The organism is Vibrio hepatarius, from assembly GCF_043642085.1.
Classification (GTDB): Bacteria; Pseudomonadota; Gammaproteobacteria; order Enterobacterales; family Vibrionaceae; genus Vibrio; species Vibrio hepatarius_C.
Genome location: NZ_JBHZSA010000004.1, coordinates 199,800 through 212,510, shown reverse-complemented (window position 1 = coordinate 212,510; position 12,711 = coordinate 199,800). Strand labels below are relative to the sequence as shown.

The following is a 12,711-nucleotide window of genomic DNA, read 5'->3' as shown; positions in this document are numbered from 1 at the left end:
CCGATTGCAGTATAGGCACCCAAAGAGTATATGTAAGAGCCAATAAAAAACGATAATAGCTAAGATTAATAAAACTTATGACAAACCAACATCACCAATTTTTTGGCCATCCACGTGGCCTATTCCTACTGTTCGGTACCGAACTTTGGGAGCGATTCTCTTACTACGCGATGCGCGCCATCCTAGTGCTTTATTTAACAGACGCAACCATGAATGGCGGCTTGGGCTGGTCGACTAAAGATGCTCTTGACCTATACGGCATCTATACTGGACTTGTCTACATTACCCCCCTAATTGGCGGCTATTTGGCCGATAACTACCTAGGCCAACGTCGCTCAATCTTAATTGGTGGTGTTCTGATGGCCGCAGGTCAGTTCACTCTCGCATTACCAGCAGATGCTCTTGGTCTTGGCTCATTACATACCTTCTACCTAGGTCTTGCTCTGTTGATTTCAGGTAACGGTCTATTTAAACCAAACATCTCAACCATGGTTGGTGATCTTTACCAAGAGGGCGATAACCGCCGTGACGGTGCATTTACCATTTTCTACATGGGTATAAACCTTGGTGCGCTACTCGCAGGTGTTGTGTCTGGTTCTGTGACTAACTCATTTGGTTGGAAAGCAGGCTTTATTGCTGCCGGTGTAGGTATGTTAGTAAGCTTGGTAATGCAAATGACCCTAGCTCAATCTTGGTTGGGTGACATTGGCCGCGAACCAGCCGCTAAGCGTGATCTAGCCATCAAGAAGTCATCTAAGAAAGAACCGCTTACTAAAGAAGAATTTGACCGTATCAAAGTTATTCTAGTGATGAGCTTGTTCACTATCGTATTCTGGGCTGGTTTCGAGCAAGCCGGCGGTCTGATGAATATCTACACCCAGCAGTATACCGACCGTATGATCGGTGGATTTGAAGTACCAGCAGCTTGGTTCCAATCTTTGAACCCATTCTTCATTATCACTCTAGCACCTGTATTAGCCGTGTTATGGGTTAAGCTCGGCAAGCGAGAGCCAAACTCTCCGGTGAAGTTTGCAATGGCGATGTTCTTCTTAGCACTTGGCTTCTTATGTATGGTCGGTGCTGTGATGGAGCAAGGTGGCGACACGGCAGTGAAAACATCAATGCTATGGTTAGTTGGTGCATTTTTCTTCCATACTCTTGGTGAGCTTTGCTTATCACCAATTGGCCTTTCTCTAGTAACCAAACTTGCTCCACTACGTCTAGCATCACTGATGATGGGCGCTTGGTTTGGCTGTAATGCAATTGCTAACTACGTTGCTGGCTACGTGGGCTCTCACGTTGGTGAGCTAGGTGCAATGGCTATCTTTACTGGTATTGCTGTGACAGCAACTGTATCTGGTGTCATCCTACTATTGTTCTCTAACACACTAGTTCGTTGGATGCATGGCGCAGAAAGCCCAATGAGCAATGCAGAGCAAGTTGAAGAACAACAAACGCAAATCGCTTAATAGCAGCTTACTCACTATAAAAAATAAAAACGCCCGACCATCACTGGCCGGGCGTTTTTCCCTTTCCTTTCTGTCTAGATTGGCAGGGAGGGGGAATTATTTCACGCTAGTCACTCGACTCGCTTTCTCACCAGTCACAGACACTGAACGGATGAATACTTCACCTTCTACTGCCGGACGCGCGCTGTCAGCGTAAGTCAGCCAGTTTTCACCATCTAGAGAGTATTGTAGCTCAACACCTGGGAACTGAACGTTCATTGTAAGCTTGCCATCTTCTACTTTCGCACCAGGTACAGGTAGGCGGTAGTCGATGCCCGCTTTCTCTAGCTTAGCCAGTTCACGTTGACCAAGTACGTTCGCAAAGCGGTTGTAGTCTTGGTTTAGTGCTGCTTTGTCTACTAGGTTAGAGTTTTGCGAGTACTCTACACCCACTTTATAGTCGTTCTCCCAATCTGCACGGTGCCATGCACGCTCAGCGGCTGCAAGTACGCGAGGGAATACCATGTACTCATATTGCTCATCGATACGTACTGTCTCAGACCAAAGCTGTGCTGATAGGCCGTAGAAAGGCTTCGCTTCAATCTCACCTTTACCAGTAAAGCCGTTGCCATCGCGGTCTAGAGACGTTTCCGCATTTTGTGGCATGTTCTCTGGTGCGAAGCCAAACATCTTACGAGTGTCTGTTGCACGCGTTGCCCAGTAGTAACCACGCTCTTGTGGGTCCGCTTCGTATGGCATGTCCATGTAAACGTAGTCTGGGTTAGAAACGATTACGTCGTAACCTTTCTTAGACCATTCGTACACTGATGAAGTACCGCCCCAGTAGAGAACATCCCAGAAGTTCACGCGAGTGTTTTCTGTTGCGAATGCTTTCTCACCTTCACTGTACTTCAGACCATCTTGCCAAGCTTGGAAGTTTGGAATGCCCTTCTCTGCCACAATCTTCGACACTTGCTCAGCAAAGTGGCTTGGCAGGTGACCGAAGTCGCTTACTGTGCCGTCGGTAATTAACGTCTGACATTTTGGCGATTGCGCGAATGGCTTATCTTGCTTAGATAGGTCAATCGTGCCTTTCCAGCTTACTTTGTCTTGTGCGTTAACGTCTTGGAAACCAGCGCCTAACTTGATGTTCTTCGCTTCGTCGCCACCAAAGTGCCAGGTTGTTAGCGGAGCGCCTGCCTCAGCATGCATTGCTGCCACTTCAGAAATCACTTTATCAACAAAGCGAGTTGACGATTCCATACAAGGGTTAATGAAGCTCTGTTTGTTGTAGAACTGAACCGTGGTTACGTTTGATTCATCTTGTGGATCCATCAGGCGGTATTCGTTCGCCTCAGCTTCTTTGCCTTGTTCCATTAGACGGTCATAACGCGCTTCCATCGATACCACTGCTGCGCGAGCGTGCGCTGGCATATCGATTTCTGGAATCACTTCGATGTTACGTGCTTTCGCGTAGGTTAAGATTTCCACGTAGTCAGCTCTGCTGAAGTAGCCAGAACCAAAGTTGTCTGATGTTGGACCTGAGCCTAGCTGAGGCAGTAGACAGCTTTTCTCTTCAACATCGAAACAACGATTGGCACCGACTTCAGTTAGCTCAGGTAGACCTGGAATTTCTATACGCCAGCCTTCATCATCCGTTAAGTGAAGGTGTAGTTTGTTCATCTTGTACGCCGCCATTTGATCTAGCGTTGCAAGAATTGCGTCTTTAGAGTGGAAGTTACGCGCCACATCCACCATTACGCCACGGTAATCAAAACGAGGCGCATCTTTAATAGACAGCAGTGGTAGAGAATCAGCGTTTTGGCTATCTACCAGGCCAAAGATAGATTGTACCGCGTAGAAAGCGCCTGCTTGGTCGAACGCTTTAATCGCAATACCGTCGCCTTTGATGCTCATCTCATAAGCACCAGATTTTGCTAATTCACCGGTGAAGTCTGCAGGAACAACTGTGATGCTAACTGGAACATCACCGCGAACATCCACACCTACCACTTCTGCACGATCTTGAATTGCAGTAAATTGAGCCGCATCGAACGCATCTTTAGGTAGTGTAATACCACCAGAGATATCTACTGTGCCTTTGCCCGCTTCAACAAACATTGGCGTTGGCAGCAGCGTGGTTGATACGTCTTGTTTTGCTAAATCTTCATTCTTCTCGAAACGAGACACAGCGTTGGCAAATACGTTGTTGTCATCCGGTGTACGTTTTAGATTGTCACCTTCAAGGCCAGTCACGAAAGAAGCCACGTCCTCAGTGTTTAGCGAAGCAATCATCTTAGGCTCTGCGTTTGGTGCAGCAACGAATGCACCCGGCATGAAATCAGTTTCAAACAGCTGCCAGTATTCAGCAACTAGAGGAAGCGTTACTTCTTCACCCGCCGCAAAACCATCAAACTTATCAGTTGGCTCGAGTTTGTGTAGATCACCGGTTACACGTGAGATTTTGAACTGCTCATTATCAACATCTAAAATCAGGCGAATGCTGTGGAAGTAAATAGCCCAATCTTTTGAGTCAACCACTTCACCCTGGTTAACGAGTGTCATGTTGACCTTGTTACAAGAAGCCCACTCAGCGCCCATATCCTGACATGCAAGACCATCGTTAGCGCCGTGGTTAGTGAGTACTTCATATTGAACATCTAAGTTTGCTGCAAGTGAGTTAACGACATTTTGTTCAGTAGACTGAAACGATGCGCAACCCGCTAACGTTGCTAATACTGAAGTCGCGATGAAAGTTTGTTTAAACATCTTACTTACCCTTAAAAGTGGAGCGAAGCCTGAAAAGTTCGGCGTCAAAATCAAGATGCAATCACAATAGCCTGAGTTATTTTTCATCGTAAAATTAATCATCATCGAAAGTGATCCGATTCAAACTTTATAAAACCTAAAAACTTTAAACTCTTTATAAACATATAGTTACGAACAACGTTAATTTCGACGGACTTATTTTGACGAGATTACTGAGAAGTAAATCACAGCTTTCCGCCTCAAATGGATGCAATTCGTGAATAGTGATCACATCTCTCGATCAGTTGTCATAAACTGAAACGAGTAACTAGAATTCGAAACGTGATCTAACACTCACAATTCTCTCGTCAAAATACGTTGATAATTTTGGATTCAACAATTTTTCAGTAAGGCAACTCATACTTAATGCGCAAACTACTTATCCCGTTTATTGCTTTAATCTACTCGACCACCACTCTTGCCGAGCCACTATTTTGGCAAGCAACAAAGGGTAAGTTGAATTACTACATACTCGGTTCCGTACATGTCGGTGATGACAGCATGTTCCCGTTAAATAAACAGATCATGGACGCATTACAGACCAGTGATGGTTTGATCATTGAGACGGACGTGCGTAAGAGTCAGGGCGTAACTTACCCACCCGTGACATTGCTGAGCAAAAATGTCCTAACAGCAAAACAACAAGACGAGTTGAAAGGGATCGCCAATCTGTTAGAGCTGAATGCCCCTCAATTGCTTAACTCCCCACCATGGGCAACTGCGCTCGCAGTTCAAATGAAACAGATAGAATATTTAGGCTATAAAGCGGCTTATGGTGTCGATGCGCACCTAACCTATAAAGCTACTTTTCAAAATATTCCTGTCATCAGCCTGGAGCCTCTCCAGTTTCAAATTGACCTTTTAACAGGCCAAAAAGAGTCAGGGAAAGAGCTACTTTTGAGTGCGATTAATGAATTTGACCATTCAGAGGAGATGGCTCACTGCTTGATTAAAACTTGGAAAGCTGGGGATATTGAAAAACTGAACGAGTTTGCCAAGCTAACCGAAATGTCGGAAGAGTTTGAAACTGCCTTCCTCACAGACCGAAATCTCGACTGGGCCCAACAGCTGGCTAACCCAAGCTGGTCAAAGGAGAAAAAAGGAACGTATCTTATGGTCGTTGGTAGCTTGCATCTAGTAGGGGAAAACAATGTTCTCGCACTGCTTAAAGAGGGTGGCTTTAAAGTAACTCAGCTTTCGAAAAGCAAACCGGCGTTATGTGAGTTTGAGTACTAAGGACACTTCTCTATCGGTCGTGCAGTCATCCTCAAGAGTGAGAAACGAGCGAGTTGGGGATCTCCAATACTCCCCACACGATATCAAGAGATTCCCTACTCCTTCCTTCGTCAGTCTATGGAATGACAGATCTTTTATCTCAAAATGCAAAAAAGGGATCTACATTTCTGTAGAGCCCTTCTTTAAATATGGCCGGTGAAGAGCCAGATTCTAAACTCAGACGAACCCACCTCGGTTCGAATCTTTATACCGTAAATGCAAAAAAGGCTCTGCATTTCTGCAGAGCCTTTTTTTAAATATGGCCGGTGAAGAGCCAGATTCTAATATCAGACGAACCCCACTTGGGTTCTAATCCTATTTCCTCTGCTCAAAAACGACGAAAGCCTGCTATAAAGCAGGCTTTCTTAATACGGTCAGTGAAGAGACATTCTTTGAACATCAGGCGAACCCACCTCGGTTCGAATCTTTACACCGTAAATGCAAAAAAGGCTCTGCATTTCTGCAGAGCCTTTTTTTAAATATGGTCGGTGAAGAGGGATTCGAACCCCCGACCCTCTGGTCCCAAACCAGATGCGCTACCAAGCTGCGCTATTCACCGAGATGTTTCTTCGAGCTCATTGCCCGTCAACGAGAGCGTATATTACGGATTCTGGATTTTAACGCAAGCCATTTTCATTAACTTTTTCAAATTAATAGTTCGTTTGTATAAAACACCACCGACCGAGTATAAAGTGTGAGCACAAACACACCACCAAAAACAAATACGCAACCTAATAACAACATTTGATCCAGATCAGTGTTGCATATTTAACCACGCATTACCTTAAACCCTGTCTTCACACATATAATTAGAGGAAGTGACTATGGACTTTTGGCTTGATCTCCTATTTGGTAATGCAGTAGGTCTATCTTCAATGATGGTAATCTTTGCAGCCTTTGGTCTTATGCTGTTTTACGGCGGTTATTTTGTCTACAAAGTGATGAACGACAAATCTCCTCACTAGAATCGCTTAGCCCTATTCATTGAATAGACGTTCGCTATGCACCGAAGTAGATACCTTGTCTGCTTCGGTTTTTTATTTTTTCTGATCACCTCAGCTTCATCATTGGTATAATAGTCACATTGATTACCACTCTGAGATGTAGGTATGTCTCAAGACGATGATTTTGCCCTATTTCAGCAAATGATGGGCGACGTAAAACCTCTTCAGCAAGATACTACTGAGCATAAAAAGCAGCATCAGGTCTCTGATTCTCAACTTGCTAAGCGTGAAGCCGCGATCTGGCTTACCGAAGATGAGCCTGAATACCTCTCTATCGATCACGCAGAGATGATAAAGCCTGACGATATCATCGAGTTCAAACGTGATGGGGTACAAGACGGTGTCTACAAAAAGCTGCGCCTTGCCAAGTACCCTATTCAAGCGAGATTAGATTTGCATAAACGCACACTTGAACAAGCGCGCGATGAAGTAGTTAAGTTCTTAAAGCAATGTATGCGGATGGATATTCGCACCGTCGTGATTGTTCATGGCAAAGGCGAACGCTCAAACCCACCAGCACTAATGAAAAGCTTCGTGGCCCAATGGCTAATGCAAATTAAAGAAGTGCAATGTGTTCACAGTGCCCAGCGCTTTCACGGTGGCACTGGGGCGGTGTACGTCTTACTGCGAAAAAGTGCCGAGAAAAAGATCGAAACGCGCGAGCGCCATCAAAAACGACTGGGTTAACGCTTAGCACAGTGCTAGAATGCGCGCCCTCTATGTGCTGATGTTTTACTCTGGTCAGCACACCTTTTAACCGCCGTTGTGAAACGTTAGGAGAACAACATGTCACAAGATAACGCTAAACGCCTAAACAAATTTATTAGCGAAACGGGGTTTTGCTCACGCCGTGAAGCTGACCGCCTTATCGAGCAAGGTCGTGTCACGATTAATGGTCAAGTGCCAGAAATGGGCACCAAAGTCCAACTAGGTGATGATGTTCGTGTTGACGATAAGCCTATCTCTGCAGCCACTGACAAGCCTGTTTATATCGCGCTAAACAAGCCAACTGGCATTACCTGTACTACCGAACGTGATATTCCGGGCAATATCGTTGACTTCGTCGGCCACAGAAAACGTATTTTCCCGATTGGTCGTCTAGACAAACCCTCTGATGGTCTTATTTTCCTGACTAACGATGGCGATATCGTCAATAAGATCCTTCGCGCAGGTAACAACCACGAAAAAGAATACGTAGTACGTGTTGATAAACCGATCAGCGATGACTTCATCAAAAAGATGTCTTCAGGCGTCAACATCCTCGATACAGTCACGCTTCCTTGTACCGTAACCAAAGAGACTAAATACTCTTTCCGCATCGTATTGACGCAAGGTTTAAACCGTCAAATTCGTCGTATGTGTGAAGCCCTAGGCTATGAAGTATTTAAGCTTCGTCGCGTACGTATTATGAACATCTCTCTAGATGGCATTCCTAACGGTCAATGGCGTTACCTAAGTGATAGCGAAGTAGCTGAGATTCTTGCTATGTGTGAAGACTCAAGCGGCACAGAAGAAGCGTCTAAGATGGATAGCAAAGGCAAGCGCATTCGTCGCGCGACCGATGCTAAGCTATTTGATAGCCGCGAAGAAAACCAAGAGTCAACAGCAAGACGCAACCAGAAGCAGCGTACCTTTAAAGGCCGCAACGCTGATGAGTTCCGCCACGCGCCTAACTCAAAGAAAGGCCGCCATGGTGGTAAGCAAGGTGAGTTTAAAGGCAAGCCGAGTGGCAAAGGTAAATCCTTCCATAAGCCGGCGTCTGATAACAGCCAGCGCCCAAGCAAGCCAAAAACCGGCGGCACATTAAGTCTTAAGAAATAGATGATACTAAAAAAGGGAGCCAATCGGCTCCCTTTTTAAATCATTCACTTTCGACCGCTTATAGCGTACCGAAGATCTTATCACCAGCATCGCCTAGACCAGGAACGATGTAGCCTTTGTCATTTAGCTTCTCATCGATTGCCGCAGTGTAAAGCTCTACATCTGGGTGTGCTTTTTCTAGCGCTTCAATACCTTCTGGCGCAGCTACAAGAACAAGAACCTTGATTGCTTTACAACCTTTCTCTTTTAGAAGGTCGATTGTTGCGATCATTGAACCACCCGTTGCAAGCATTGGGTCAACAACAAGCGCAATACGCTCGTCCATGTTAGACGCTAGCTTGTTGAAGTATGGTACTGGCTCAAGCGTCTCCTCGTCACGGTAGATACCAACAACACTGATACGAGCGCTTGGCATGTGCTCAAGAACACCATCCATCATACCTAGACCTGCACGTAGGATAGGCACTACCGTTACTTTCTTACCTTTGATTTGGTCCACTTCCACTGGACCGTTCCAACCTTCAATGGTTACTTTCTCTGTTTCAAAGTCTGCTGTTGCTTCGTAAGTCAGTAGGCTACCTACTTCTGTCGCTAGCTCACGGAAGCGCTTTGTGCTGATATCACCTTCTCGCATTAGGCCAAGTTTGTGCTTCACTAGAGGGTGTTTCACTTCAACAACTTTCATTTCCATCTCCGGATTTCAGGTAAAATTTAATCAAACCTCCAGATTATAAACGATTTCGTTCTCAATTTCTGCCTAATGATGGCATAAAAAAACTTGCGCAAACGTTTGCTATATAGGTTTATCCACTGTTAGAATAGCGCCGTTTTCATATCCAACTTAAAAACCGAGGACTTCCCTGTGAGTGCTGATAACACATCTCTTAGCTACAAAGACGCTGGCGTTGATATCGATGCAGGCAACGCGCTTGTTGACCGTATTAAAGGTGCTGTAAAACGTACACGTCGCCCAGAAGTAATGGGTGGTATTGGTGGTTTTGGCGCATTATGTGAACTGCCAACTAAATATAAGCAGCCAGTATTGGTTTCAGGTACTGACGGTGTGGGTACGAAACTTCGTCTTGCTTTGGATATGAAAAAGCACGACACCATCGGTGTTGACCTCGTTGCTATGTGCGTGAACGATCTTATTGTTCAAGGCGCAGAGCCACTATTCTTCCTAGATTACTACGCAACAGGCAAACTTGATGTTGATACAGCCGCAGACGTAGTCTCTGGTATTGCTGACGGCTGTGTACAAGCAGGTTGTGCGCTAATCGGTGGTGAAACGGCTGAAATGCCAGGTATGTACGAAGGTGAAGACTACGATGTTGCAGGCTTCTGTGTGGGTGTTGTAGAAAAAGAAGACGTAATCGACGGCACGAAAGTAGCCGCAGGTGATGCACTGATCGCAGTAGGTTCAAGCGGTCCTCACTCAAACGGTTACTCACTGATCCGTAAGATCCTTGAAGTATCTGGCGCAGACAAAAACGAAGAACTAGCAGGTCGCACTATCGGTGAGCACCTACTAGAACCAACAAAGATTTACATCAAATCAGCACTGAAAATGATTGAGAAACACGACATCCACGCGATTTCTCACATCACAGGTGGTGGTTTCTGGGAAAACATCCCACGCGTACTTCCTGAAGGCACTAAAGCCGTCGTTGATGGAAACAGCTGGGAATGGCCAATCATCTTCAAATGGCTACAAGAGAAAGGCAACGTAACCACTCACGAAATGTACCGCACATTTAACTGTGGTGTAGGTCTTGTTGTTGCTCTACCTATGGACCAAGCAGACGCAGCGGTTGCGCTATTAAACGCTGAAGGCGAAAACGCTTGGGTTATCGGTGAGATCGCAAACGCTGCAGCTGGCGAAGAACAAGTAGAGATCAAATAAGCATGAAAAGTATCGTCGTTTTAGTTTCAGGAAACGGTTCTAACCTGCAGGCAATCATTGATGCATGTGACAAGGACATTACTGGTGGTCGTGTGACTGCAGTATTTTCCAACAAAGCCAATGTCTATGCTTTAGAGCGCGCTGAGAAAGCCGGTGCTGCGGCACACTTCCTTGACCCTAAAGCCTTCGATACCCGTGACGCTTTTGACCATGAGTTGATGAAGCAGATCGATGAATATAAGCCAGACGTCATCGTACTTGCTGGTTACATGCGTATTCTAAGTGGTGAATTCGTTCGCCACTACATGGGCCGCATGATCAATATTCACCCTTCTCTGCTTCCTAAGTACCCAGGTCTTAACACTTATCAACGTGCTATCCACGCAGGTGATGAAGAACATGGCACTAGCGTCCATTTCGTTACTGAGCAGCTTGACGGTGGTCCTGTTATTTTGCAGGCTAAAGTGCCGATTTTCGACGAAGATACGGTCGATACTCTAACTGAACGCGTTCAAACTCAAGAACACAAAATCTACCCTATGGTGGTTAAGTGGTTAGTTGAAGAACGTTTAGTCATGAAAGATGAAAAAGAAGCTTACCTTGATGGTGACCTTCTTGGTATGCACGGTTACGCTGAAGAATAACATTCTCACTAACACGATTTAAAAGGCGAGCTCTCAGCTCGCCTTTTTTGTTTTTCACCATTATTAATCCCCTATTCATCTTTACCCCATTAAGCTGTCAAAAAATGGTGGAGGTAATCTATGGATCTTAAAAGCCTACTTAATCAAGCACTCAAGTCAGATATTGTCCAACAAGGGCAAGCTAAAATGAAAAACAGTTCAAGCTCTAGCAGCTTAAAGTCCCTTGGGGCTGGTGCTGTTGGAGGTGGCTTAGTGAGCCTACTCATGGGCTCTAAGAAAAGCAAAAAACTCGGTAAGAAGCTAGGTAAAAACACGCTCAAAGTCGGCGGTGTAGCTGTCCTTGGAGCGCTGGCTTATAAGGTCTATAACGACTATCAAAGTAAGCAAACCTCCACTGGCACAACGGAAAGCTTCAATGCTCAAGACGATTACCACAGTGAACTGATTCTAAAAGCGATGATTGCTGCAGCCAAAGCAGATGGCCATGTGGACCAGCAAGAGATGGCGCACATTGAGTCGACACTTGAACAATCTGACGCAGACAACGCGCTACAGCAACTGGTGCATGAGGAATTAAATAAACCACTTGACCCTGCTGAAGTCGCTCGATTAGCCCGCTCACCTCAGCAAGCATCAGAGGTTTACTTAGCCTCGCTCATTGTTATCGACGAACAAAACTTTATGGAAAAAGCCTACTTACAAGAGCTAGCAAAACAGCTTCGTTTAGACGGCGAAGTGACCTATCAACTAGAGCAACAACTGCAAAATTAATTTCTCTGTATAAATCTCAAGCACTACTCGACAAGGCTTGAGCTAGAACAAGCTTAAGCTTTGAGTTTACTAAACCGAGTGTGTATATTTGAGAGCAGTTATCATTTATTGGAGTTGAAGCTATGCAAGTATATGGCTGTTGTGAACTGGTTCGTGAGCTGTACGCTCAAATCGGCAGTGGTGACCAAGCGTATGTCCCACAAGCAATTTCATGCGCAGTAAGAGCGTTGAATGATATTGCGGCAGATGAGTCTCTACCGAAAGAAGCGCGTGATAAAGCCGCCTTTGCTGCTGCAAACCTACTTATTTCCGACTTCGAGGATAAGTAATGAATCTGGCGAACTTTGAAAGCATGGATCCGATTATGTTGATGAGTATCGTCAACATGAAGCTACGTGATGATTTTGGCGGTGACTTGGACAAACTTGTTGCTTACTTCGATATCGATAGAAGCGCGTTAGAATCAAAGCTCGCCACTGCTGGTTTTGACTTTTTGCCAGATGCGGGTCAGTTTCGTTAACCCCCCACCAAATACTAGATGCAAAAAACCGCCCTATTAGGCGGTTTTTTATTTGCAATGAATCGCGATTATTCTTCGTCGAAGAAATCGTCTTCATCATCAAATTCAGCTTGTGCTGCTGCAGCAAGTTTCGCTTCTTCGATGCGGCGCGCTTTCTTTTCTGCTGCTTCTTGCGCTAGACGCTCTTCACGTTCAACGCGAACCTTACGTGCTTCGCCTTTACGTTCGTTACGAACTGCTTGATTCTGAACAAAGCCCGCAAGCTCTTTTTCAGCCCACTCTTGAGCTTGAGCTTCAGTTTCAAAGCCCGTTTCACGCTTAGATACTGATGTTTTACGTGAAGTCACTTGGCGTGTGATCTCAGCACACCAACCGTTACGTTTTTCTGTCACACGAATGGCAAATTTTTTGTTGTTCGACATATTCATTTCCTAAGGGATTAATCAGGGATTCGGTCAACTTGATAACTCCATCTAAGCTGAGCTGTTTAACACCATCCCTTGGCAAGGGCGGTATT

The 12,711-nt window shown here is 45.3% G+C and carries 13 protein-coding genes and 1 tRNA gene; 10 read left to right on the top strand and 4 right to left on the bottom strand.

Annotation, left to right across the window (positions count from 1 at the left end; translation table 11 throughout):
• Nucleotides 1-77 precede the first annotated feature (77 nt).
• A complete protein-coding gene (locus ACHUFZ_RS10235) occupies nucleotides 78-1,469 on the top strand; it encodes a peptide MFS transporter (RefSeq protein ID WP_394127093.1) in 1,392 nt (463 codons plus the stop codon).
• A 96-nt stretch (nucleotides 1,470-1,565) separates the two neighbouring features.
• Here the strand turns inward: ACHUFZ_RS10235 and ACHUFZ_RS10230 are convergent, their stop codons facing one another.
• A complete protein-coding gene (locus ACHUFZ_RS10230; protein WP_394127092.1) occupies nucleotides 1,566-4,217 on the bottom strand; it encodes a beta-N-acetylhexosaminidase in 2,652 nt (883 codons plus the stop codon).
• Between the two features lie 405 nt (nucleotides 4,218-4,622).
• On the opposite strand from ACHUFZ_RS10230, the gene ACHUFZ_RS10225 reads away from it, so the two are divergent.
• Complete coding sequence (locus ACHUFZ_RS10225) at nucleotides 4,623-5,492, top strand: TraB/GumN family protein (RefSeq protein WP_394127091.1); 870 nt, start codon at nucleotides 4,623-4,625, stop codon at nucleotides 5,490-5,492.
• A 521-nt stretch (nucleotides 5,493-6,013) separates the two neighbouring features.
• Here the strand turns inward: ACHUFZ_RS10225 and ACHUFZ_RS10220 are convergent.
• Nucleotides 6,014-6,090 (bottom strand) — tRNA-Pro (locus ACHUFZ_RS10220).
• 265 nt (nucleotides 6,091-6,355) lie between these two features.
• Between ACHUFZ_RS10220 and ACHUFZ_RS10215 the strand changes: the two genes are divergently transcribed.
• The 3 genes from ACHUFZ_RS10215 to rluF all read left to right on the top strand — a co-directional run bounded on the left by ACHUFZ_RS10215 (nucleotide 6,356) and on the right by rluF (nucleotide 8,356).
• On the top strand, nucleotides 6,356-6,496 hold the full coding sequence (locus tag ACHUFZ_RS10215; RefSeq protein ID WP_004413167.1) for a DUF3149 domain-containing protein: 141 nt from the start codon (nucleotides 6,356-6,358) through the stop codon (nucleotides 6,494-6,496).
• Nucleotides 6,497-6,640: 144 nt separating this feature from the next.
• Complete coding sequence (smrA, locus tag ACHUFZ_RS10210) at nucleotides 6,641-7,222, top strand: DNA endonuclease SmrA (RefSeq protein ID WP_394127090.1); 582 nt, start codon at nucleotides 6,641-6,643, stop codon at nucleotides 7,220-7,222.
• Nucleotides 7,223-7,321: 99 nt separating this feature from the next.
• Nucleotides 7,322-8,356 (top strand): 23S rRNA pseudouridine(2604) synthase RluF, encoded by a 1,035-nt coding sequence (gene rluF / locus ACHUFZ_RS10205; protein WP_394127089.1) that lies wholly within the window; start codon nucleotides 7,322-7,324, stop codon nucleotides 8,354-8,356.
• Between the two features lie 58 nt (nucleotides 8,357-8,414).
• Here the strand turns inward: rluF and upp are convergent, their stop codons facing one another.
• Nucleotides 8,415-9,041 carry a uracil phosphoribosyltransferase gene (gene upp, locus ACHUFZ_RS10200; RefSeq protein WP_006881055.1) on the bottom strand — a complete coding sequence of 209 codons (627 nt, stop codon included), beginning with the start codon at nucleotides 9,039-9,041 and terminating at the stop codon, nucleotides 8,415-8,417.
• Between the two features lie 177 nt (nucleotides 9,042-9,218).
• Here upp and purM point away from each other — a divergent pair, with 177 nt between their 5' ends.
• The 5 genes from purM to ACHUFZ_RS10175 all read left to right on the top strand — a co-directional run bounded on the left by purM (nucleotide 9,219) and on the right by ACHUFZ_RS10175 (nucleotide 12,194).
• Nucleotides 9,219-10,259, top strand: a complete 1,041-nt coding sequence (purM, locus tag ACHUFZ_RS10195; protein ID WP_394127088.1) for a phosphoribosylformylglycinamidine cyclo-ligase — start codon at nucleotides 9,219-9,221, stop codon at nucleotides 10,257-10,259.
• A gap of 2 nt (nucleotides 10,260-10,261) precedes the next feature.
• Nucleotides 10,262-10,903 carry a phosphoribosylglycinamide formyltransferase gene (purN, locus tag ACHUFZ_RS10190; protein WP_134835270.1) on the top strand — a complete coding sequence of 214 codons (642 nt, stop codon included), beginning with the start codon at nucleotides 10,262-10,264 and terminating at the stop codon, nucleotides 10,901-10,903.
• A 120-nt stretch (nucleotides 10,904-11,023) separates the two neighbouring features.
• The gene (locus ACHUFZ_RS10185; RefSeq protein WP_394127087.1) at nucleotides 11,024-11,674 is read left to right on the top strand and encodes a tellurite resistance TerB family protein; all 651 of its coding nucleotides are present in this window, start codon (nucleotides 11,024-11,026) and stop codon (nucleotides 11,672-11,674) included.
• A 122-nt stretch (nucleotides 11,675-11,796) separates the two neighbouring features.
• Nucleotides 11,797-12,003 carry a YaeP family protein gene (locus ACHUFZ_RS10180; protein ID WP_053440555.1) on the top strand — a complete coding sequence of 69 codons (207 nt, stop codon included), beginning with the start codon at nucleotides 11,797-11,799 and terminating at the stop codon, nucleotides 12,001-12,003.
• The gene (locus ACHUFZ_RS10175) at nucleotides 12,003-12,194 is read left to right on the top strand and encodes a DUF4250 domain-containing protein (RefSeq protein WP_394127086.1); all 192 of its coding nucleotides are present in this window, start codon (nucleotides 12,003-12,005) and stop codon (nucleotides 12,192-12,194) included. The genes ACHUFZ_RS10180 and ACHUFZ_RS10175 overlap by 1 nt, the downstream gene beginning before the upstream one ends.
• A gap of 68 nt (nucleotides 12,195-12,262) precedes the next feature.
• On the opposite strand, the gene ACHUFZ_RS10170 is transcribed toward ACHUFZ_RS10175, so the two are convergent.
• A complete protein-coding gene (locus ACHUFZ_RS10170) occupies nucleotides 12,263-12,616 on the bottom strand; it encodes a DUF3622 domain-containing protein (RefSeq protein ID WP_134835273.1) in 354 nt (117 codons plus the stop codon).
• Between the last annotated feature and the right edge of the window lie 95 nt (nucleotides 12,617-12,711).